22 protein-coding genes and 1 pseudogene are annotated in these 23,628 nt (G+C 36.9%); 4 read left to right on the top strand and 19 right to left on the bottom strand.

Annotation, left to right across the window (positions count from 1 at the left end; all coding sequences use genetic code 11):
- Nucleotides 1–51: 51 nt before the first annotated feature.
- A pseudogene (locus LB465_RS09425) lies at nt 52–561 on the bottom strand (PorP/SprF family type IX secretion system membrane protein); the annotation flags it as partial.
- Nucleotides 562–690: 129 nt separating this feature from the next.
- Between LB465_RS09425 and LB465_RS09430 the strand changes: the two are divergent.
- On the top strand, nt 691–1,614 hold the full coding sequence (locus tag LB465_RS09430; protein WP_224469616.1) for a NifU family protein: 924 nt from the start codon (nt 691–693) through the stop codon (nt 1,612–1,614).
- Between the two features lie 12 nt (nt 1,615–1,626).
- Here the strand turns inward: LB465_RS09430 and LB465_RS09435 are convergent, their stop codons facing one another.
- Nucleotides 1,627–3,879 (bottom strand): inorganic phosphate transporter, encoded by a 2,253-nt coding sequence (locus LB465_RS09435; protein ID WP_224469617.1) that lies wholly within the window; start codon nt 3,877–3,879, stop codon nt 1,627–1,629.
- A 241-nt stretch (nt 3,880–4,120) separates the two neighbouring features.
- Here LB465_RS09435 and LB465_RS09440 point away from each other — a divergent pair, with 241 nt between their 5' ends.
- The 3 genes from LB465_RS09440 to LB465_RS09450 all read left to right on the top strand — a co-directional run bounded on the left by LB465_RS09440 (nt 4,121) and on the right by LB465_RS09450 (nt 7,388).
- Entirely contained in the window at nt 4,121–4,321 is a 201-nt protein-coding gene (locus LB465_RS09440; RefSeq protein ID WP_224469618.1) for a dodecin family protein, read from the top strand.
- A gap of 67 nt (nt 4,322–4,388) precedes the next feature.
- Nucleotides 4,389–6,431: a thioredoxin domain-containing protein gene (locus LB465_RS09445; RefSeq protein ID WP_224469619.1), complete on the top strand. Its 2,043-nt coding sequence runs from the start codon at nt 4,389–4,391 to the stop codon at nt 6,429–6,431.
- Nucleotides 6,432–6,503: 72 nt separating this feature from the next.
- A complete protein-coding gene (locus LB465_RS09450) occupies nt 6,504–7,388 on the top strand; it encodes a mechanosensitive ion channel family protein (RefSeq protein ID WP_224469620.1) in 885 nt (294 codons plus the stop codon).
- Here LB465_RS09450 and tsaB read toward each other — a convergent pair.
- The 17 genes from tsaB to LB465_RS09535 form a co-directional block, all read right to left on the bottom strand.
- Nucleotides 7,385–8,044, bottom strand: coding sequence for a tRNA (adenosine(37)-N6)-threonylcarbamoyltransferase complex dimerization subunit type 1 TsaB (gene tsaB / locus LB465_RS09455; protein WP_224469621.1), 660 nt, complete (start codon nt 8,042–8,044; stop codon nt 7,385–7,387). The genes LB465_RS09450 and tsaB overlap by 4 nt on opposite strands.
- A gap of 21 nt (nt 8,045–8,065) precedes the next feature.
- The gene (locus LB465_RS09460) at nt 8,066–9,298 is read right to left on the bottom strand and encodes an efflux RND transporter periplasmic adaptor subunit (protein ID WP_224469622.1); all 1,233 of its coding nucleotides are present in this window, start codon (nt 9,296–9,298) and stop codon (nt 8,066–8,068) included.
- A 3-nt stretch (nt 9,299–9,301) separates the two neighbouring features.
- A complete protein-coding gene (locus LB465_RS09465) occupies nt 9,302–10,741 on the bottom strand; it encodes a TolC family protein (protein ID WP_224469623.1) in 1,440 nt (479 codons plus the stop codon).
- Nucleotides 10,742–10,803: 62 nt separating this feature from the next.
- The gene (locus LB465_RS09470) at nt 10,804–11,922 is read right to left on the bottom strand and encodes an efflux RND transporter periplasmic adaptor subunit (protein ID WP_224469624.1); all 1,119 of its coding nucleotides are present in this window, start codon (nt 11,920–11,922) and stop codon (nt 10,804–10,806) included.
- Between the two features lie 35 nt (nt 11,923–11,957).
- Nucleotides 11,958–13,223: an ABC transporter permease gene (locus LB465_RS09475; protein ID WP_224469625.1), complete on the bottom strand. Its 1,266-nt coding sequence runs from the start codon at nt 13,221–13,223 to the stop codon at nt 11,958–11,960.
- A gap of 1 nt (nt 13,224) precedes the next feature.
- Nucleotides 13,225–14,472, bottom strand: coding sequence for an ABC transporter permease (locus LB465_RS09480; RefSeq protein WP_224469626.1), 1,248 nt, complete (start codon nt 14,470–14,472; stop codon nt 13,225–13,227).
- A complete protein-coding gene (locus LB465_RS09485; RefSeq protein ID WP_224469627.1) occupies nt 14,465–15,166 on the bottom strand; it encodes an ABC transporter ATP-binding protein in 702 nt (233 codons plus the stop codon). The genes LB465_RS09480 and LB465_RS09485 overlap by 8 nt, the downstream gene beginning before the upstream one ends.
- Before the next feature lie 106 nt (nt 15,167–15,272).
- Nucleotides 15,273–15,506, bottom strand: a complete 234-nt coding sequence (locus LB465_RS09490) for a hypothetical protein (RefSeq protein WP_224469628.1) — start codon at nt 15,504–15,506, stop codon at nt 15,273–15,275.
- A 91-nt stretch (nt 15,507–15,597) separates the two neighbouring features.
- Nucleotides 15,598–16,137 carry a DUF420 domain-containing protein gene (locus tag LB465_RS09495; protein WP_224469629.1) on the bottom strand — a complete coding sequence of 180 codons (540 nt, stop codon included), beginning with the start codon at nt 16,135–16,137 and terminating at the stop codon, nt 15,598–15,600.
- A complete protein-coding gene (locus tag LB465_RS09500) occupies nt 16,134–16,871 on the bottom strand; it encodes an SCO family protein (protein WP_224469630.1) in 738 nt (245 codons plus the stop codon). Before LB465_RS09500 ends, LB465_RS09495 begins: the two co-directional genes overlap by 4 nt.
- Nucleotide 16,872: 1 nt before the next feature.
- Nucleotides 16,873–17,517 carry a hypothetical protein gene (locus LB465_RS09505; RefSeq protein WP_224469631.1) on the bottom strand — a complete coding sequence of 215 codons (645 nt, stop codon included), beginning with the start codon at nt 17,515–17,517 and terminating at the stop codon, nt 16,873–16,875.
- A gap of 85 nt (nt 17,518–17,602) precedes the next feature.
- Entirely contained in the window at nt 17,603–17,965 is a 363-nt protein-coding gene (locus LB465_RS09510) for a cytochrome C oxidase subunit IV family protein (protein ID WP_224469632.1), read from the bottom strand.
- A gap of 18 nt (nt 17,966–17,983) precedes the next feature.
- Entirely contained in the window at nt 17,984–18,964 is a 981-nt protein-coding gene (locus LB465_RS09515) for a cytochrome c oxidase subunit 3 (protein ID WP_224469633.1), read from the bottom strand.
- A gap of 47 nt (nt 18,965–19,011) precedes the next feature.
- Nucleotides 19,012–19,593, bottom strand: a complete 582-nt coding sequence (locus LB465_RS09520) for a cytochrome c oxidase subunit 3 (protein WP_224469634.1) — start codon at nt 19,591–19,593, stop codon at nt 19,012–19,014.
- Nucleotides 19,584–20,486, bottom strand: coding sequence for a heme o synthase (gene cyoE, locus LB465_RS09525; protein ID WP_224469635.1), 903 nt, complete (start codon nt 20,484–20,486; stop codon nt 19,584–19,586). The genes LB465_RS09520 and cyoE overlap by 10 nt, the downstream gene beginning before the upstream one ends.
- 142 nt (nt 20,487–20,628) lie before the next feature.
- Nucleotides 20,629–22,746 (bottom strand): gliding motility protein RemB, encoded by a 2,118-nt coding sequence (locus tag LB465_RS09530; RefSeq protein WP_224469636.1) that lies wholly within the window; start codon nt 22,744–22,746, stop codon nt 20,629–20,631.
- Nucleotides 22,747–22,868: 122 nt separating this feature from the next.
- Nucleotides 22,869–23,591 (bottom strand): energy transducer TonB, encoded by a 723-nt coding sequence (locus LB465_RS09535; protein WP_224469637.1) that lies wholly within the window; start codon nt 23,589–23,591, stop codon nt 22,869–22,871.
- Nucleotides 23,592–23,628 lie beyond the last annotated feature (37 nt).

The following is a 23,628-nucleotide window of genomic DNA, read 5'->3' on the forward strand; positions in this document are numbered from 1 at the left end:
TCATTCAGTGCTTTGAAACCCAGTAGGGCTATAACCAATACTAGCAGGGGGATAGAAAGAAATCGGTATTCCTAAATTCTGAGTATTATACCACCCATCTACTACTTGTAGTTGCTCGGATGGATACCTTACAATAGGATCAAACTCGGTAAAACCACTCTGATCTAATCTATGCTGAACAATCCCTGCACTAATTCCAAAAGAAAGCTGGTTCAAATCTAATTCACTTCTGGAAAAAAGTAAATGATAAGCCACTGTTCCGTAAGCACCTATTTTAGAGAAATTTCCATTTTGGTCGTTAAAAACAATTCCGCCCAGGCCAAGTTTGTCGCCTACCCTGCCATTAACAGCAAGGGTTTGTAAGCTAGGCGCATTATCTACGTCAAACCACTGTTGCCTGGCCGTAAGTCTAATTTGATTTCTATTGGCAGCACCGGCCATAGAAGGATGAATAAGGAAAAGATTATCGGTTAAATAATCTGAGTATATAGGAATTACCTCCTGGGACTTCACCGAACTACCGGTTAAAAGAATAAATAATATTAGGAAGATAAACTTAATAGTTAGGCTAATTTGATTAGCTCTTAAAAAAACATTATAATCCCCAATAAATAAAGTTCTAATCCCCATAAGAAAGGTAAAGATATAGATTAACTAAGTTTTCTTTAGTACTTTTGCAAAAAAATTGATATGAGCAATTTCACCATAAATATACAAGCCACAAACAAACCGGGAATCATAAAATTTGAGACCAACAAATTTCTAACCCGGCACGACAATTACGAGTTTAACAATATAGATGAAGCAGCGAAATCGCCAATAGCTCAACAGTTATTTTATTTACCATTTGTAAAAACGGTTTATATCGCACAAAATTTTATCGCGCTAGAAAAATATGATATTGTTGAATGGGACGATGTACAGGAAGAAGTTGCCGGCCAAATAGAAGAATTTTTAAATAAAGGCGGCGTGGTTGTAAAAGAAGAGGCTAATGAAGCTAAGAATGTACCAGTTACGGTGTATGCTGAAAGCACGCCCAACCCTGGAGTAATGAAGTTTGTCGCTAACAAAAAACTGGTTTTAAAAACTGCAGAGTTTAAAAATATAGACGAAGCTAAAGATGCCCCGCTAGCGCAACAACTTTTTCATTTTCCGTTCGTAAAAGCTGTTTTTATTGATTCCAACTACGTTTCTATTCATAAATACGATGTTGCCCAATGGGAAGAAATCACAATAGAGTTAAGGGAATTCATTACTAATTATCTGCAGGACGGTAAAGAGGTTTTAAAAGCTGAAGCATCAGTACCACAACAAACAGAAGCATCGAATCACCCTGCTAATCCAGAGGTAAGTCAGGAAATAAAAGATCTTGACGATACTTCAAAACAGGTAATCGCAATTTTAGACGAATATATTAAACCTGCTGTTGCCAGCGATGGGGGAAATATTCTGTTTGATTCTTATAATGCTGAAAGTAAAACCGTAAAAGTGATCCTCCAGGGAGCTTGCAGTGGGTGCCCATCTTCGACAATGACCCTTAAAAGCGGAATTGAAACAATGTTAAGGGATATGCTTCGAGGAAAAGTAGATTATGTAGAAGCGGTAAACGGATAATTTCTAAAAGCACTAAAGCGTAGATTTTGCTTCAATATAAAATTCCCTGAATAACTGAATTAGATTAAGCGTAGACGAAATAAGGTCTTTAGATTCCAGTAGAAGCCCAAAATAAAGTTTGGTGTTTTTAGGACTGGTTTCTGAAGTCCTTATTCTTTTTATTTGCTTCTCTATCATTTCTGAAACCGTATCGAGCAATTGTTGCTTTTCGGCCAGAATATTATCTAAACGCTCAAAATCGTGTTCATCAAAGGTGTATTTTATCTCTTCAAATAACTCCTGAAGCTTCCTGTCAATCTTTTTCAAATCCCTAATCTGATTAAATTTTAGGTTCTTGTGATTGTTATTTACGTGCTCAAACGAGTTCCGGGTAATGTACCGGGTAGAATTCACCATTTCCTGCAAATAATCCAGCAAATGGATATAAAAACGGCTCGCTTCAACTGAATCTTCATCCAGCGATTTAATAAAATAGTAGATATTCCCTTTTAGATCGTCTACTTCGCTTTCAAGCTCCCCAACTTTTTTATTATTCTTCTTTAGTTTTGCTAAATCGTGGTAACCCAGGTTATCTACGGTTTTGGTATAGCGCTTACTAATTCCGGAAATTACCTGGGAAATATTTACAGAACTCTCGGCAGTAATTTCATTAATGGTAATAATATCGGTACGCTTGTATCTTTTCTGGCGCTTATCGGCTTTAGCTTTTTTAGTGTGAGACATTGTGTTTTTAACGATTAAAAATGCAGTAATGCAAACCAGAATAGCAATAGCGATAAGACCTCCAAAATAAATTACTGCCGCAAATATCGCTGCGCCAAAAAACGCTACCAAAGCGGTAACGAACCAGCCTCCAATCACATTTAGTACTCCGGCTACCCTATAGACTGCACTTTCCTGGTTCCAGGCCCTATCTGCCAAAGATGTACCCATCGCCACCATAAAAGTTACATAGGTAGTAGAAAGCGGCAGCTGCAAATTAGTTCCCATAGAAATTAAAATACTGGCCACAACCAAATTCACTGAAGCTCTTACCAAATCGAATGCCGGGGGCGCTATTTCCCTAGACGAAATTTTTGCTTTAGGGGTTTCAAACTGATTATTTATGTGCTTTCGTACTTTCTTTGGAAGAACTTCTGAAACTGCGGCTCCAAAAATAATAGAATATCTAACTATGGTTCGCGATAAATAGGTGGCTCCAAAACGTTCAGAACCTTCATTTTGCCTGGATAATTTCACGCCGGTATCTACTACAGCCCTTGCCTTTCCCGAAAACCAAATGGTAAGCACCATTACACCTCCGGCAAAAATCAATATAATTTCGGGTGTGGGAACACTGCCGGCGAGATCGCTCATTAATAATTCTGAAGCCGGAACTCCGGAAGCGCTCCAAATTTCGTAAGATTGCCATGCTGCTATTGGCACACCTATAAAGTTTACCAAATCGTTTCCGGCGAAGGCGAGAGCCAAAGCAAACGTCCCAACAACCACAATTATTTTAAGAATATTTATCTTAAAAAAACTTATAAGGACTTTAGAAAGAATGGTGAAACCAAGAAGGCTAAAAATAATTATCTGTATACGATTATTATTTACATCTTCTACAAAATGATCTGATACAAAAGCCATGCTGTTAAGACCTTTAATCAGGATAAAATAAAAAATTGCCGCAAGAGAAACCCCTCCAAAAATAGCCCCGGTATATTTCAGCCTCCTTTCATATTTAAATGAAAGTACCAGCCGTGAAAAATACTGAACAACGGCACCTGCTACAAAAGCAATGACTATGGCAAGCAATATTCCAAAAATGACCTCAGAAGCCTTTTCAACATTTATAAAATCGACCAGATGTGAAATATCATTGGTAGTACTAAAGATCTTGATAAGAGAAATACTAACCGCGGCGCCCAGTAATTCGAACATTATTGATACCGTGGTAGAGGTTGGCAAACCCATTGAATTGAAGAAATCCAGCAGTAAAACATCGGTAAGCATAACAGCCATAAATATGACCATGATCTCTTCGAAATAGAATTCCTGCGGAAGAAATATCCCTTTTCGGGCTACTTCCATTAATCCGCTGGAAAATATTGCTCCAACTGCGACTCCAAGACTTGCGATAATAAGGATAGAACGTAGGGAAACTGCCTTGGATCCCACTGCAGAATTCAGAAAATTAATAGCATCGTTACTCACCCCAACCACCAAATCGGTGATGGCAAGAATAAATAAAAACCCAAGAATAATTAGATAAACATCCTGCATGGAAACACCCTCCTTTTAACCTGCAAAATTCAGTGAATTTTTCCTGATATCTCTCTAATGAAGGTTATTAAAACTTTAATTAATAATATAAAAAATAGCATTCAAATCAGATGAAATTTCAGGGAGGTTTAGGTCGATAACTTATTGGTAATAACCCCTATTTTTAAATCAATTTTTATTTCCGAATAAATTAAAGTTATATTTAGTTAATTGAATTCTAACATTTTAAAACCAATCTATTATGTCTATTGTAAAAGTAATTGAGATTTTGGCGAATTCTACCGAAAGCTGGGAAGATGCCACAAAAAAAGCAGTAAAACACGCTTCTAAAACCGTAAAAAACATAAAATCGGTTTATGTTAAAGATCAAAGCGCACTTGTGAATGGAGAAAACATTACCGAATTTAGAGTTGATGTAAAAATCTCTTTTGAAGTCAATTAATTTTCATTCAAAATAATGGCAACGCTCTCTGGGATTCCGGGGAGCGTTTTCATTTTAAAAAATAAACATGTCTACACCTAAATTCACCAATAGCCTAATTAACGAGACCAGTCCTTACCTTTTACAGCACGCGCATAATCCCGTAAATTGGGAGGCGTGGAATTCCAAAACCCTGCAACAAGCTCGCGAAGAAGATAAACTTTTACTTATTAGTGTGGGATATTCAGCCTGCCACTGGTGCCACGTGATGGAACACGAAAGTTTTGAAAATGAAGCCGTGGCTGAAATTATGAATTCTAATTTCATAAATATTAAAGTAGATCGGGAAGAACGCCCAGATGTTGACCAGGTGTATATGAATGCAGTGCAAGTAATGACCGGAGCCGGCGGATGGCCAATGAATATTGTTGCCCTCCCCGACGGTCGCCCGGTTTGGGGTGGCACTTATTTTAGAAAGGAACAATGGAAAGACGCTTTAAAACAACTTTCCGGGCTTTATAAAACCAAGCCTGAAAAAATGAAAGAATATGCCTCCAGGCTCGAAGAAGGGCTTCAGCAATTACAACTCATTGAAATTCCTGAAAAAGAAACTTCCTTTACTACCGATTTTCTGAATGAGATCCTTGAAAAATGGAAGAAAGCCTTCGATAAAAAAAACGGCGGTTCGCCTGGAGCTCCAAAATTTATGCTGCCGGTAAACCAGGAATTTTTATTGCGTAGCGGCGTTCAGCTAAACGAAAAGGATCTTCTGGAACATTCTCTGCATAGCCTTAATAAAATATCTTACGGTGGCCTTTTTGACCATATAGGCGGAGGATTTTCCCGCTACTCGATAGACGAACGCTGGCACGTTCCGCATTTTGAAAAAATGCTTTATGATAATGCACAATTAGTTAGTCTTTACAGTAAAGCTTTTTCCCTAACAAAAGATAATTGGTATAAAGAAGTGGTTTTTAAAACCCTGGATTTCATAAAAGAAGAACTTACCGATGCCACCGGCGCATTTTATTCGGCTTTAGATGCCGATAGTGAAGATGAAAACGGAAGTAAAACGGAAGGTGCTTATTATGTTTGGACTAAAGATAATCTGCAAGATTTACTAAAAGAAGATTTTTTAATTTTTGAAGCCTATTACAATATAAATTCCTTCGGAAAATGGGAAGAAAATAATTATGTGCTTATTCGTTCCAAAAATGATGAAACAATTGCTGAGGAATTCAACATTAGCCTTTCTGAATTAGAAGAAAAGAAAAAACACTGGACAAAAATTTTAAAACAAGAGCGTGATAAAAGAGTAAAACCGGGATTAGATGATAAAAGCCTAACTTCCTGGAATGCTTTAATGCTTAATGGTTACGTTGACGCCTACAAAGCTTTTGGCAAACAGCAGTTCCTGGAAAAAGCTTTAAAAAATGCCGAATTTCTTCAAAAATATCAGTTTAAAAAAGACTACCGACTTTGGCATAATTATAAAAACGGTAAAAGTTCTATAAATGCTTACCTGGAAGATTATGTGTTTTGCACCGAAGCTTTCCTGAATTTATACGAAGCTACTTTTGAAGAAAAATGGTTGGAAATTGCGGAGCGATTAATCGTAGTTGGTCTTGAAGATTTTCAGGATAAAAAGACCGGATTATTTTATTTCACTTCCGCAAAAGATGAGGCGCTTATTACAAGAAATTATGAGTTGAACGATAATGTGATGCCGGCTTCAAATTCTGTTATGGCCAAGAATTTATTCACAATTTCTAAAATAACCGGAAACCGGGATTATTCCGATTTAGCGGCTAAAATGCTGAAAACAGTGCAACCACAAATAAAAACCCACCCGCATTCTTATGCCAACTGGCTGGATTTGATGCTAAATTTTACTGGAACATTTAATGAAATAGCGATTACGGGAAAAAATGCACTTCCAATAAGGAAAGAACTTCAACGGGAATACTTCCCGTACACTGTATTTGCCGGAAGTGCTAATGTTTCAGAAATATCACTTCTCAAAAACAGGTTTAAAGAAAACCAGGATTTAATCTTTATCTGCAGTGACGGAAAATGTGATCTCCCTTTAAATTCTGTGGAAGATTCTATCAAAAGAATAAAACAGTTTTAACAAAAATTAAACAGCGAAATTTATTATAAATAAAAAATTTATAGTCAATTTGTTTCTCAAAAAATTGAAATTATGGATAGACTAAACGATTGGGGCGATATCGCAAAAGAATACGCTGAAAAATTTATTGATTACCTACCTACTTTAATTGGATCTCTGGCACTTTTAATAATTGGCCTTTGGGTAATTGGTTTAATTGTAAAATATGTAGAAAAAATATTCCAAAAGAAAGATTACGATAAAACCTTAGAAATTTTCACACTAAATGCTCTAAAGTGGGGACTTAAAATAATATTATTTGTCCTTTTTATCACACAACTTGGTGTGCAGAGCGCTTCACTGGTAGCCGCGATTGGTGCTGCAGGTTTAGCTATTGGTCTTGCTATGCAAGGATCACTCTCTAATTTGGCCGGTGGTGTTATCCTAATCATATTAAAACCTTTTAAAGTTGGGGATTGGATAGAAGTTCAAGGCGTTTCGGGAAGTGTGGTAGAGATATCTTTATTCTACACGAAATTAGACACTTTCGGAAATCAGCGTGCTGTAATTCCAAATGGAGAATTGAGTAATGATAATATTATAAATTACAGCTTTAATGGAACAAGAAAAGAAAACCTAAGCTTTGGGATCTCTTATGACGACGATTTAAAAAAGGCTAAAGAAGTACTTAGAAAACTTGTTGAAGAGCAGGAAGATGTTCTAAAAGACCCGGCACCGCAAATTATTGTTTCTGAACTTGGCGCCGATTCTGTTAACTTCTCAGTGAGATATTTTGCTGAAAACAGTAAATTCTGGGATCTACACTGGTTTATGATTGAAGAAGGAAAAATAAGACTAGAAGAAGCCGGAATGACAATTCCTTATCCTCAACGTGATGTTTATCTTTATGATCAAACAAAGATGAATGGAACGATTGAAAAGAGATCGAAAAACAACGGTGCTAACTCCGCCGATTAACCGGCAATAAAATCTTTTAAATAATAAGGTTCAAAATAAGCGACATCTTCGGTGTCGCTTATTTTGTATTTGGCTTCTGCTAAACTGCACATTTCTCTTGAAGATGGTAATTTATCTAAAACAAATTCAGCGTTGGAATGTGTACAAATAGCCTTAAATTTTTCCACACCATTTCCTATAAACACTGTTTTATCCTTTTCAAGATAATCAGTGAAAGAATTTTCATCTAAAACTTCAGCTTTTGTTTCTCTAATTTCATTAAACTTTTCATCGAAAATAGCCGAATAAACTTCCATTCTTCGTGCATCTAACATTGGAATTATAAATGCTTTCTCCAGGTCTACCTGCGCAGCTAAAGAAGCTAAGGTAGCGATAGAAATTAACGGGATATCCAACGAGAAACATAGCCCTTTTGCGGTAGAAACACCTATTCTTAATCCTGTATAAGACCCAGGACCTTTACTAACTGCTATGGCATCAAGATCTGCCACATTTAGATTATTCTCCTTTAGAATTTCATCTATAAAAACATGTAACTTCTCGGCGTGGGAATAATTACTGCTATTATCTTCCTTAAGCGCAAGTAGAACGCCATTTTTTGAAAGTGCGACAGAGCAATTAGTTGTAGCGGTTTCTAAACAAAGTATTAATGCCAAATTCTAAAGTTTTTCCAATTCCTATTTATTAATTACCTCAACATCATCACCTTCTTTCAGGCTTTTTGTCACGGTATTATATGGTCCTGTAATCACGGTCTCCCCTTCGGTTAAACCTTCAGTAATTTCAATATTACTATCATCCTGAATTCCGGTAGAAACTTTTCTAAGCTCAGCTTTTGTTCCTTCTTTAAGAAAAACAGCCTCATATTTTCGATCAGCGCTTCCAGTTGCTGAAGTATCATTTTTAATTACAATTGCACTAATTGGAATTCCAATTATATTATTTTTTCTATTCGTAATTATATCTACTGTAGCCGTCATCCCAGGTCTAAACGGAGAGTAATTATCATCTTCTCCTTCCAAAAGATCTTCGTAAGATTTTTCTAAAATACGAACTTTCACTTTAAAGTTAGTCACCTGATCTGTGGTAAGCGTAGCATCAGCCGAGTTTGAGATTTCGGTAACAATTCCTTTAAATTCTTTTCCTAAATAGGCATCAACCTCAACAATTGTAGAATCTCCAACCTCAACCTTTACAATATCATTTTCATTCACATCTACTTCCACTTCCATATTAGTTAGATTAGCCACCCTAAGAATTTCGGTACCGGCCATTTGCTGAGTTCCCACAACCCTTTCTCCCAGTTCTGCATCTAATTTTGAAATTGTACCGCTCATAGGCGCATAAATATTGGTACGCCCCAGGTTATCCTGAGCTTCTTTTACTGTAGCAGCAGTACTTTGCATATTGTAGTAAGCCGATTCTTTATTGGCCTGTGCTACTTCATATTCTGAAACAATCCTGTCCCACTCCGCTTTAGAAATTACTCCTTTTTCAAAAAGGCTTTTGTTTCGGTTATAATTAGCTTCAGCTTGCTTTAAACTTGCTTCTGCTTGCGCATAATTAGCCTTGGAAGTTTCTAACCCCGCCTGTGCTCTATTTACGTTAGACTGATAGATATCTGGATTTACCCTAACCAATAAATCTCCTTTTTCTACTGCCTGGCCTTCTACAATAGGAAGTTCAATTATTTCTCCTGAAACTTCTGAAGAAAGTTTTACTTCAATCTCCGGCTGAATTTTTCCGGTTGCTGAAACAGTTTCTATAATATCTATAGGTTCAATTTTAGTTATTTCTACTTCTTTAAAATTGCCAGATTTACCAAACCAGCCCGCCTTTTTGCCTATTATAAGCAGGACAATAAGTGCGAGAGCAATTCCGATTATTATAAAAAGAGTCTTTTTCTTCATAGTTTAAAATTTAAGATCGGTCACCGGTACTCCAAAATATAATTCAAGTACTTTTAGTTTAAAAATATAATCGTATTTGGTTCTTAGCACTTCACTTTGTGCATTTTCATACCTTAATTTAGCCTGGCTAAATTCAAAAGCATTAGACATTCCCACATCAAAACGTTGAGTAGAATATTCAAAAGCCTGCTCCTGTGCATTAGCTGCAACAAGCGCCGCTTCGTAAGCTTCAAAAGCTCCTTCAGCATCTACATACGCTTGATAAACATTTGCTTCAAGATCCAGTTCTGCCTGTTCTAATTCATATTCAGCTCGTCTGGCGTTCACCTGGCTTCTTCTAACCTGAATTCTAGTGGCAAGACCATTAAAAATTGGAACACTTACCTGTACCCCGTAAGTAATACCATCGTTACGCTGTAATTGTTCGAAAAATGGCAGCGGACTACCAATAGTAGTAAGTGTATTTGGAGCAACCACAATATCGCCGGTTTCTTCTACCACACCAATTTCGCGGGTAGGATCATTAGGGTCTATTTCTGCCCCAACAATTCTTCCCTGGCCAGATTCTCTGGTATTGTAGTTAAAGAAAGCTCCCACACTTGGGTAGTAAGCTCCTTTGGCAATTTCTACATCTTTTTGAGCAATTTCACGATTGGCTTCAGCAATTTTAATTTCAGATCGCTCTTCTTTGGCCTGTTCAACAATATCATCTACCGAATTATCTAAAATCTCGGTACCGAAAATATCATAATCCCTTTCTACGATATCAAAATTTTCGTAATCCTTTATGAGTAAAGTTTGCGCCAAACTTATAAGCGAGATTCTAATATTATTTTTGGCAACAATTATTCGCTGAAGTTCATCTGCATTGGTAGCTTCAATCTCTAAAAGATCTCCCTGCGGTAAAGATCCCGCTTCAACCAGCTGCTGTGTTCTTTCTAATTGTTCCTGGGTAACTTCATTTTGCATTCTAAGAATCTCCAGGTTTTGCTTATTAAAAAGCACCTGTAAATAAGAATCTGCCACAAACAAAGTGATATCATCTTTCATCCTGTCCAGCGCATACTGACTTGCAAGTTCAGAGATTTTTGCACGTTGCAACTGTTTAAAGTTTCTAAGTCCGTCAAAAAGATTAAGACTTGCGGTAACCCCTGCAGAAAAGTTTCTCGTTGTTTGTGTTTGTAAAACCCCGGTAGTGACATTTTGGGTAAGACCTGTGTTCCAGGAATTCGTTGCAGAAGCATTTATATTTGGTAAAAAATTACCAATCGCATCTCTTCTACCCAGTTCAGCAAGCTCTACATCGAGTTCGCTTTGTTTTACTGAAATATTATTCTCCAGGGCATAATTAACACATTCCTGAAGTGTCCATTTATCGTCTTCCTGTGCTTGTATAAATAACGCAGAAAATAAAAATATGGTTAGTAAGCTGTATTTTTTCATAATAGGAATTGTAGTTGATGAGTCTATGAAATTCTAAACTTGTTACATTTTGATTTAAAAATCTAACCTCCGGCAAATTCCGGACTTGGCTGAACCCTATTCCAAACCTTTATTTTATCGTCTTTGGAAATACCATTCTTCACTTCTACCTGAATTCCATCACTTATCCCTAATTCCAAATCTCTTCTTTCAAATTCCTGATCTCCGGTTTCCACTTCCACGAAAGGCTCCTGGGTGTCTGGATCAAATTGAACCAGTGCTTCTTTAATGGCTAAAACCTCATCGGCCCTATCTAAAATAATAGATGCATTTGCACTTAAACCGGCACGAATAAAAGTAGTATCGGCTTTATCCAAAGTTCCTTTTATTTCAAACTGAATCGCTCCGTTTTCGTCTACACCTTTTGGTGCGATGTAATCTAAAATTGCATTAAAAGTTTTATTTTCTATTGCACCAACTGTTACTTCCAGCGGCAAATCTTCTTTAATTTTCCCAACTTCACTTTCGTCAACTTTACCTTCAAAAATCATTTCATTTATATCGGCAAGTGTGGCCAAAGTGGTTCCATCGTTAAAATTGTTACTTTCTATAACCTGGTTTCCAACCCGTACCGGCACATCTAACACCATTCCATCTACAGTAGATCTAATAAGGGTGTTGGCGGCACTACCTATACCACTGGTGGTTCCTGTTTGCACAATTTCAAAATTTTGCTGTGCAGATCTGTAATTTTGCTGCATTCTTTTATAGTTCGCTTCAGCATTATCAAAATCGTTTTGAGAGATCACCCCTTTTTCAAACAAAGCTTTTTGTCTTTCGTACGTTTTTTGCTCATTATCTAAATTGATCTTTGCTGTAGCTACAGCATCTTTAGCACTTTGCAAAGAATTTACATTCGGGATTACTCTAATTTTTGCAATAAGATCGCCGGCCTTAACTTTCTCTCCCGCTTCAATATATATTTCATCTATAATTCCTGAAATATTAGGCTTAATAAGCACTTCTTCTTTCGGAACAATATTTCCCGTCGCCACCGTTTTCTTTACGATGGTTTCTATCGAAGCCTGCTCGGTTTCGTAAACCGTAGGATCCTCCTGATTTTTTTGAAACAAATAGTACAATGCACCTACAAAAACCACGGCGATCAATACTAAAATTGAGATGGTAACTGTTTTTTTCATTTTTTGATTGAATTAGTCTTCTTTACTTTTTTATTTTATTCGGTTCTTAGAGCATCTACGGGCTTGATTTTAATCGCGTTTTGCGCCGGAATTAGCCCGGCCAGCAAGCCTGAACATATTAAAATCATTAAAGCAGTAATTACCACTCCAAGGTCTACACTTGGGTTGGCAAACATCATTTCTGAGGTATCCATTCCGCTTAAGGCATAATTAATTCCAGCAATAATTCCGGTGGCGAAAATAATTCCAGTCATTCCTGAAATAATGGTAAGAAAAATAGACTCCATTAAAATTTGACCTCTAATAGACCATGGTGTAGCGCCAAGTGCGCGTCTTATCCCAATTTCGTTGGTTCTTTCCTTTACCACAATTAGCATAATATTGCTAATTCCAATAATACCAGATAGTAAAACCAGAATCCCCACGAAATAGGCGACGGCTTTTAATGCTACGAACAATCCGTTTATCTTATTGAATTCTTCATATAAGTCGAAATTACCAACCGCCCTATCGTCTTCAGGATGAATGGAATGCCGGCTTTTTATAAGATCTAAAACACTTGATTTTAAACTTGTAATAGAATTTTCATCATTGGCGGTAATCGCCATCCATCCCACAGTATCTCCCATATTAAAAGCCTGGGAAAACGCAGTAAATGGAACATAAATTTCTTTCTGAGCTTCTTCGGCATTTCCACCGCCACCACCTTTTTTCTTGTAGGTGCCGATTACCATAAAATTAACGCCGTTTATTTTGAGATAGGTCCCCAAAACCTCTTCATTCTTTTCATACAATTCCCGCCGAACACCTTCACCAATTATGGCAACTTTTCGCTTATCCTGAATATCGAGATAATTTATAAACCTTCCGGAAGTAACATCCATAGGTTCCTGCTGAATGATTTCGGGGTAATCACCATATACATTAAAAGCACCGGTTTGAAGCCCACGTACCACATTGTTATTGCCTCCAAAGCCACCTAATTGGTTTCTGGGAGAAATAAATCGAAGCCCTGGTACATTTTCCCGCAGAGCTTCAACATCAGAAGTTTTAAAATTATAGCGTCGACCTTTAGGAAGGCCTTTATAGGGTTTTGATGCGGTTTGTGTCCACATAAACATTGTATTGGTAGCAATACCACCAAAACCCTGCTTTACACCATTTTCAAGCCCCTTACCTGCTGCTAGTAAAATAACAAGGATAAAAATACCCCACATTACACCAAAAGCCGTAAGTAAAGTTCTAAACCAGTTAGCACTTAAGGCTTCAATTATTTCGCTCCATTTATCCCTGCTGAACATATTATTCGTCTCTTAATGCTACAATAGGTTTAATTCTTGCCGCCCTCCAGGCAGGGAAGAATCCGGCGATTGCACCAGCCAAAACCAGGATAAAAACGGTAGTAAGCGCCACATTAAAATTAACTGCGGGATTTGAGATATACTGGGTTTCTATGAGTGGCCCCACAAATTCTAACAACAATAAACTGGCAATTAAGCCTATGAATCCGGCGATAGCAGTTACAAAAATAGACTCGTGTAAAACCATCCCCACAATAGAGAGAGGCTCAGCACCAAGTGCTTTTCGTATGCCTATTTCCCTGGTTCTTTCTTTTACGATAATGAGCATAATATTACTCACTCCCACTACTCCTGCGATAATGGTACAAATACCCACTCCCCAAAAGAAGAATTTTATCATATCCATAAGGTCGAAAAAGCGTTTGGCATTCTCCAACGAGTTATTAATGCTTATTGCACTTTCATCGTCGGGAGCTATGGTGTGTGTTTCTTTAAGTTGATTTTTTATCGCTTCAGAAAAACGATTAGAAGCGGCAAGCGCAGCTTCAAAGTTATCTTCGGGCTCTAAGGTAAAAGCCATATTGGCGATATTATTGCTACCTCCAAAAACACGCTGGGCGGTAGAAATAGGCATAAATACCCTACTTTCTTCCCGTTCACCGCCTGGATCGGTAAAAACACCGACTACCTTAAAATTTACTCCGGAAATTTGAACATATTCACCAATTGGGTCTTTACTGTCTTTAAAAAGGTCGTTCCGAACTTTATTTCCAACCACCACCACTTTTTCGAAGTTTTCGTGGTCTTTATAATTTACAAAGCGACCCTCTATCATACCGCTGTTTTCCAGAAACTGATAATCGGGATAAACGCCTTCTACACGATAGGAACCCGATTCTTTTCCGTAATTCACTATACCATTCCAAATTCTATAAATAGAAGATTTATATTCTAAATCGTCCTGATATTTTAAGGTGGTGTAATTGAAGTCTTCATTTTTCATCTGAATTCTTCTACCGGGATTCAGGCCTTTATATTCTTTAGAAGTAACGCCGGTATAGACATACATAATATTCGCGGCATCCCTTTTAAATTCCTGTGAAATACCATTACGCATTCCTTCACCAATGCCAAGAAGAACCACTAAAATAAAAATTCCCGAAGCTACCGAAAGCCCGGTTAAAAACGTTCGTAATTTGTTTTTACGAATCGTTTCAAATATCTCTTCCCAACGTTCAAGATCAAACATTTTGTTGCGCTCTAACCTGGTTAACCTGTGTATCCTGAATAATTCTACCGTCTTTTAGATTGACGATTCGTTTTGTCATTGCTGCAATATCGGGTTCGTGTGTTACAACAAGTATGGTTCGACCTTCATCATTAATTTCCTGAATTAAATTCATCACATCATAAGATGTTTTTGAATCTAAAGCCCCAGTAGGTTCATCGGCTAAAAGCACTTTTGGATCGCTGGCAAGCGCCCTCGCAATTGCTACACGCTGCTTTTGCCCTCCGGAAAGTTCATTTGGTAAATGTCCTGCCCAATCGGCCAGGCCAACTTTTTCCAGGTAACTCATTGCTTTATCAATGCGTTCCCCGCGCTTAACTCCCTGATAATACAACGGAAGTGCTACATTATCCAAAGCATTTTTATAAGAAATAAGGTTGAAAGATTGAAAAATAAAACCCAGGAATTTATTCCTGTAGCGGGCAGCTATTTTTTCGTTAAGATTTTTAATTGCAACGCCATCTAAAGTGTAAGAACCTTCATCGGCCTCATCAAGCATCCCAAGAATGTTCAATAACGTAGATTTTCCAGATCCAGAAGATCCCATGATAGAAACGAGTTCGCCTTCAGCAACGCTAAAATTAATTCCTTTTAAGACGTGCAGCGAATTACTGCCCATTTTATAGGATTTGTGAAGATCTTTAATTTCTATCATCGTAGTGAAAATTACGGGTTGCTAACTTTTAACCAAAAGTGTCACCCATAAGACTCTACGAAAAGCGAAATGTTACATTTAATTGAAGAAAATATTTTGAAGTTGTTTAAGCTTCTTCCGACCTTTTAGCTTTTTTACGGGATCGATATATAAAATATCCTAAACCTCCAACAAGTAAATATGGAAAAGCCATTAGGTAAAGAATTCCGTTATTGATACCCTTTGCAGCGCTTTGATCGGTATCACTTTCTAAAACGGCCCGGCACATAGAGCATTGTGCTTCAGCTAATTCAGGAAGTAAAAGCAGAAAGAAGAAAATAATTAAAAACCTGATTTTCATAGCGATAATTTCTGAAGGTAAATTTAAGAAATTTTATTAATAAGCTTCAATTACAGTTGTTAAGACTTAATTTCTTCCGAAGTAAATCAGCTTAATAATACGGAAGCATAAAAATATAAACCAAAACCCCGGTAACTGCCACATATAACCAAATAGGAAAGGTCCAGCGGGCGATTTTAGCGTGTTTCTGATATTCCCCGGTTAATCCACGATACATTGTAAAAAGTACCAAAGGAACTATAATTGCAGAAAGTACGATATGTGTGATAAGGATAAAGAAATAAACCGTGCGTAAAATACCTTCCCCACCATAAGGCACAGGATCGTTACTAATTTTAGAAATTACATAACTAACCAGAAATATAGCCGAAAGTATAAATGCGGTAATCATAACATTACGATGCAATTTATATTCCCTGATAGTCATAAAGAAATAGCCTAGCATCAATAAAATAGCCGTAGAACCATTTAGAACTGCGTGAAAAAACGGGAATGTTCCTGTTTGTGCGCCAAAAATATTATAACGCTCGGGCAAGTACATAAGAATAAGTACTAAAATAGGTACCAGTACGGACAAAGCAATAATAACCGGAACCGCTATTTTATCGGTTTTTGTTAACGTTCTTCTCACAGTAGTTTTTTAATATCTTCAATTAAAATTTCAATTTGAGGCTCTTCTTCACCTTCTGCAACCGATTTATTTCTTTCTACAGATCCACGATAGTAAATTATTGGATTTCCATAATCATCCAGCCGGGATCTAATATAACCTTCCTTATCTACCAAAGCGAATAAACCCTGATGAGCAAACCCGCCGGGAACTTCACTATTCTCTCCTGCATAAATATTATAACCAACATTGGCAAGACTGTAAATTGAATCTTTTTCACCGGTTAATAAATTCCAGTTTGGGTGATCTATTCCATAATTTTCAGCATAGGAATTTAACACTTCAGGAGTGTCGTGTTTAGGGTCTATAGTAAAAGATGCTATCCCGAAATCTTCTTTATTCTCAAATTCTTCCTGAACTTCTACCAGATTTTGATTCATAATTGGACAAATGGTTGGGCAGGTAGTAAAAAAGAATTCTGCGACATAAACCTTCCCCAGGTAATCTTCATTTGTAATAGTATCGCCATCCTGATTTATCAATTCAAACTCGGGTGCTTTTTTCTTTCTACCGTTTATTTCAATATAAGAAAGTGCCTTATCGGTATTTAATCTTTTATCGGCACCTTTAATATTTAATCTATCAGATTTCACGACTTCATCGCTATTTATTGTTTCCACAATTTTTGGAATAAACATAATTCCAAAAACAAGAATAATAAGTGAAAGCCCTATGTAAGAATATTTCCTTTTCATTTTAATTATTTTTTCTTTCGGCATTGTTCTTTTTTAAAGCCAGCCTGTACTCGGCAAGAATCACTTTTACATCGTCATTCATTTTATCGCTCAGTTCGGCAACCGAACGGGAATCGTAACCATAAACCTTCCCCAAGTCTTCATCCTCATCACGACCTCTTAAATTAAGTTCTTTATCTACAATAAAAACGTATGGAGTGTAAGTATCATCAAGTTCATGTGGGGTATTAAAACTCTCAAAGATTTCTTTTACTTCGGCCGATGTTCCAAAAATAAATTGCCATTTTTCAGTTTTAGAAATACCGCTAAATTCTTCTTTAAATTTTTCAGCTTCCTCCCTGGCTTCTTCGGGCAAAACAACCACAAACTGAAAATCGTTGAATTCGTAATATTTTTCAAGTATTTTTTGATCGAGATTAAAGGTGTTGCCTTTTAGGTTATCAAGGTCTTTTCCGAAGAAAGCAACAATGCTTATTTTATCTTCTAAACTAATCGGTTTTCCATCAAAACTTTCAAATTCTGAAACATCGTTAACACCTTCAGTTAACACAGGCAATTTGGCAAAATTATTTTGACCTGAAGCAAAAAACATATAAGCGAGGATAGGTAATGCGAAGAGCACTAAAAGTACTAAAAACTTTTTCATAATCCGATCTATAGAAGTGGGTGCAAAAATAAAAAGACGGTTTCAAAAAACCGCCTTTCTATACATTTTTAACTTTTAAGCTCTTTTAAAAATCCCAGGCTACGTGGTTAGTTTTAAATACCTCATAAATATAATTACCCTCTGTTAAGAGTATAAAAATAAGATAACTAATAAGAAAGACTGACGACCAAACTATTGCTCTTCGCAGTCCTTTGGTTTCACCTTCAAGGTGCATAAAAGACCAGGCAATATAATAAGCTTTATAAATTGTAAGTATGATAAATATCCAGTTAAGGAGCGACATACTTAAAAAAGAAGTATCTGTAAGAAATTCCGGTTTTAAAATCCCTAAAACAACTTCTATAAGTGTAACGATAGATAGGATTACAAATACCGTCCAGATTCTCTTTGTGTTAGATTCGTGATGATGTGCTGTACCGTGTGCCATTTTTAATATTTTCTGAAATTATACCAGGTAAAAGAATGTGAAAACAAATACCCAAACTAAATCTACAAAGTGCCAGTAAAGACCAACTTTCTCCACCATCTCGTAATTCTTTCTTCGTTCGTAAGTACCAAGAATTACGTTAAAGAAAATAATGATATTAATAAGAACCCCTGTAAAAACGTGAAAACCGTGAAAACCGGTAATAAAGAAAAAGAAATCTCCGAATAATGGCGGACCATATTCGTTACGTGTAAGGTTAGCTCCTTCTACCACACCTGCAGCTTCATTATCTAATTTAGCTAAAGATTCTTCACGAGAAAGGATGGTTTTTTCACCCTCTTCGGTCATTATTTGCGTTCTTATTAAAAGATCTGGATTTGCAACAAAACCAGCTTTTACTTCTTCTATAGAATAAGATGGCAAAGATCCTTCACTCTCAAACCATACACCATTTCTTGCTTCGTGTTCTACTCTCACTGATGCCGCAGGAGCAGCGATATCCGCCAGGGCTACCCTGTGACCATCGCCATCAATAAACTGTAGGATATTCCCTCCTTCAGTATAAACAGCTCCATAAGTACCATTGATAAAATTTTTCCATTCCCAGGCTTGAGAACCAAGGAAAATAACCCCTCCAATAATGGTAAGGAACATATAAAAGGTAACTTTCGCTTTGTTTAACTGGTGACCAGCATCTACCGCCAATACCATTGTTACCGAAGAAAAAATAAGGATAAATGTCATTAATGCCACATAATACATAGGTGCATCTACACCGTGTAAGAATGGAAAGTGATTAAAAACTTCGTCGGCAATTGGCCACGAATCCATAAATTTAAAGCGGGAAAACCCATAAGCTGCAAGAAAACCAGAGAAGGTAAGTGCATCGGAAGTGATAAAAAACCACATCATCAATTTGCCATAACTGGCCTTTAAAGGCTCATTACCACCACCCCAGGTTTTACCTTCGGTGCCTGTTCTAACAACAGTAGCTTCCATAGAAGAGTATTTAAATTTTAAGTATTGCGCAAAAATACGCAATTTTATTATTTAAAGAAATATAAAAACACAAACAGGTATATCCACATAAGATCAACAAAATGCCAAAAAGTCGCACCCAGCTCAATTCCAAGCATTTGACCTTTTTTATAACGTTGTTTAAAATGGTTATAAATTACTACTAAAAGCGTGATAACACCCGCCAATAGATGCGCCATATGCACTAAAACCAACACATAAATGAAGGAAGTTGTAATACTACTTTCGCTTCCTGTGAAGTAATAACCTTCTCCAATAATCTCAGTAAAACCATTAAATTGAAGAGCTACAAAAAGTACAGCAAGTATCAGTGTTCCTATGAGTAAAGCTGAAGCGTTTCTTCGATTTCCGGAAAGAATACTTTGTTTGGCCAGGATAAAAGTGACACTACTTAAAACTATTACAATAGTACTCCAAAAAAAGGCATTTGGCAGATCAAATTCAGTTAACCAATCTGGTCTTGTTTTACTTACCACATAAGCACTGGTTAAACCACCAAAGGTCATTATCATACTTATTATACCAAACCAGAGCATCATCTTCTTTGCCCTGTCGTATTTGTGCTTTTCTGCACCCTGAGTTAAATCCATTCTCTTATAAATTTATCGAAAACATATACTATTTGAAGAAGCGTAATATAAGATACACTTGCAAACATTAATTTTTTAGCGGCCTGCGCCGTTTTTTCCTTATACAATTTCAAAGCATAATACAGCATTCCCAGTCCTAATAAAAGGATGATTACCCCCGCTACCGGAGACAGAAAAAGTTTTCCTGTTACTCCAAAAACAGGAATCAAGGATACTAAAATGGTCCAGACCGTATAAAGAATTATCTGTATTGCGGTTCCTTTATCCCTTTTTCCAGTAGGCAGCATAAAGAAGCCTCCTTTTTTATAATCGTCATACAGCCACCAACCAATTGCCCAAAAATGGGGAAACTGCCAGAAGAACTGTATCATAAATAAAGTACCGGGTTCTATACTGAAATCTCCGGTTGCCGCGACCCAACCCAACATAAAAGGAATAGCTCCAGGAATTGCACCTACAAAAACTGATAATGGTGTTTTAGTCTTAAGAGGTGTGTATAAACTTACATACAAAAAGATACTTATCGCCCCAAACATCGCTGTTTTAGGGTTAATAATATATAAAACTATAAGCCCGGCGATGGTAAAAACACTGGCTATTAAAAAAGCCATACTTACAGACATTCTCCCATCGGGGATAGGCCGGTTTTTAGTGCGATCCATAAGCGCATCAAGATCGCGCTCTATAATTTGATTATACGCATTAGATGCCCCAACCATAAAATAACCACCTATAGCCAGCAAAAAAACGGTAACGAAATCTATATTATCAGCACCCAGAAAATAGCCTGCAATCGAAGAAAAAACTACGCTTACGGCAAGCCGCACCTTGGTTATTTCTTTAAAGTCTGTTAAGATAGAAGCCGAGGGATTATGTACGCCGGTGCTGCTCAAAAATAGGTTTTTTCAATTGGCGCAAAGATACTCCTTAATTGGGTTTTGGCAAGGGGGCAAAAATGTTAATTTTCAGCACTTAGCGAATTGAAGAAATATTCAAAAAAACTTATACCAGTCCTTTCTTAAAAATACTGATTCCCTAGTAATCGTAATACCAATTAAAAATATCGGTTCGCAGCCCAAAATTTATCCAGGAAGTCGTATTATCAAAGGTCTGGAAAGTTTTAACATCAGGGTCAAAAGAGCGATAAATAAAGCTTCCATAGAGCTTTAAGTTTGTCGCAGGATTTACTATATAACCGGCCTCAATACTGGAAAAGAAGGAAGTAGTAGTGTTTCCCTGACCAATTTCCACACCGGTTTCAAAGGGTCGCTGGCGTTCACTGGTATAAATATCTCCTCCGTAAGCAGCCTGATTAGTTGCCATATTATAATCAAAACCTCTTTTACCATAAATTACCTTAGCATTTCCATACCATCTATCATTTTTATAGCGCGCAATACCCAGAATTTCCCTGAAATTTGAACCCCATAAATGAGCCATTGACTGGTTGTTATGTCCGTAATTTAAAACTCCTGTATTATGCGAATAAGTATAAGGCCGAACCTGATTATATTCTGCCTGAAGAAATAGACCCGAAATATTAAAAGCGTCAAAATATTTTAACCCTAATTGATAGCCCAATTTGTTCTTCCAGCTCTGCTGTCCACCAAAAACATCTGAAGTAGAGAATTCATCTATGATCATTTGGCCATACACATTGATTTTATCTGAAAACTTATACTTTGAAGTTAAACCAATAATTGCATTTCCCCCACGAGCTCCTGTAGAAAATTCTATAGCGCGGTAAAAAATCACAGGATTCAAATAATTTAAATCGAAACCTCTGCTATTGTCATTTTCCCAAACTACAGATTCAAACAAACCAATATTAAGCCGTTTGGTAACATTATAGCTTAAATAATGATTAGCCATATATTTTGTTCTGAAAGAACCATTCTCTGTAACGGCAGGCCTGACGTCGCGTAAAGACATCCAGGTGTTGGTGTATTTTAATTTCCAAAAAGTAGTATTCAATTTAAAATAAGGGTATGGAGTAGCATTATCACTCATTAAAAGTGAACGATAACCATCACCAATAAAATTTTTGCCGTGACCAAATTGAAGATTAAAGATTTTATTAGGCGTATAAGACAAATAACCTTCGGCTACAGGGTAATCGTACCCTTCGTCCATAAAAGGTTTGGCAATTCCCCTCCCGGGAATTATAGCTGGATCACCGCCATCTGGCCGTATCGATTCTGCAAAGCGATTGTAATAATCGGCAAATCTGCCCTGGTTTTCGTAGGCTACAGTATAAAAATTAAAGTTTTTTCCTAAACCTCCCTGAAAAATTAGGGCGCGGGTATTGTTATAAGTGAAATCGAAATCTGTCTGCTGAAAATCTTTCCCCAGCTGAAGATCTAACGCAAAATCTAAGGTAAACCAGTAATCTTCAGTTTGATATTGCACCAAATGTTCATTCCATAACTTTCTTCCAAACCAGGAATTTGCATCCCGAAGCATTTTATCTTCTTCAGCCTTAAAATCGTAATATTTGGAAACTTCAGAAAAAAGCAAAGGCTTTGAAGCCGCGTGAGTATTTACTCCAATTTTATTAAACTCAGCGTCGAAACGACTATAATATTCGTGTGATAGCGGAATATTTATCTGACTTTCATAACGTGGTCGTGTAAACTCTCCAGATTGAATTTCATCATATTCATCAGTTAGGTCATCCTCATCGGGTTGCTTAACATTGATTTCAGGAATATTAGGCTGAACTTGAGATGTAGTAGAAAATTCTTTAGGATTTAACTCCAGGGGAATTTTTACCGGCATTTTAAACTGAACAGAAATTGGCCGCGAATTATAAGTAGCAGGTTTAATTTGTGGAAGCAAATCAAAAACACGGTGAATCTCTTCCTTTAGTTCAGTATAGACGGCATCAAGATAAATAATTTGAAAATCACCATTTTTATCAATTTCAAAAATTACGGTAATTTCACCTCTGTAATTCTCCCTGGTCACCTCTGCCGGGACCTTGTAGTTATTTAAAACAAATGCGGTAAGGGTATTTTTAAAGCAAGTTTCCTTATTAGCAAAGTCTACTTGAGCACATTGAGGAAATTCCGGAAAGCGCTGGCTATTATCCTGGGCCTGAGATTTTGAACTAATCGCACTTAGCAAGAAAAGAAGAAACAGGTAGTTCTTCATACTATAAGTAGGGAAAGATTGGTTACACCTTCGAAATATACATTTTTTTAAATAGAGTAAACCAGCTTAAAATAAAAAATCCCGGGACGAGCCCGGGATTTAAATTTATACTAAATAATCTCTTAGTCTTGAATCTGGAATACAATTGGTAAAGAGTACATAACTCCTACTGCCTTACCACGTTGTTTACCTGGCTGCATACTTGGTAATTTATTAATTACCCTTGCTGCTTCACGCTCTAACCTTGGGTGTGGCGCTCTGGATTGTACGTTGGTAATATTCCCTTTTTCATCAATTTTAAACTGAACGATTACCCTGTTTACACCAGAAAGACCAAGTTCCGCACCAAGATCTGTATCGAACTCCCGGTTAACAAACTGACTAATCTTTTGGCTCATACATTGCTTACGCTCTTCGTTGTTTTTCAGGTTTTCACAACCTGGGAAAATTGGTACATCTTCAATTACTGCAAAAGGAACATCGGCTACTTCTTCTTCAGTAGGAGCTTCAACCACCTCTTCTACCTCAACGATTTCATCCAAATTAGTTTCAGTAGACTCAATTTCATCTTCTTCTACCTCTTCCTCATCCTCTACAACTTCAATAACCTCTGGTGCCGGTGGTGGAGGTGGTGGAGGTGGTGGCGTATTCTGCATCTCTGTAATTGGGATTTCTTCATCATCTAAATCGTCCATATTTAACTGGCCGGTATCAATGGCTTCCTTGTCGTAAGTCTTCCATTCAATTGCCCTCCAGGTAATTAACAGGACAATGATAAGCCCCACTTGCAGAAAGAATACACTTCTTCTGGTTAAATCGGCTTTTGGATTTTTCTTTGGTTCCATAATAGGTTATTGATTAATAAGGATTGCTAAATTAAAT

Source organism: Salegentibacter lacus (assembly GCF_020164555.1).
GTDB classification, from domain to species: Bacteria; Bacteroidota; Bacteroidia; order Flavobacteriales; family Flavobacteriaceae; genus Salegentibacter; species Salegentibacter lacus.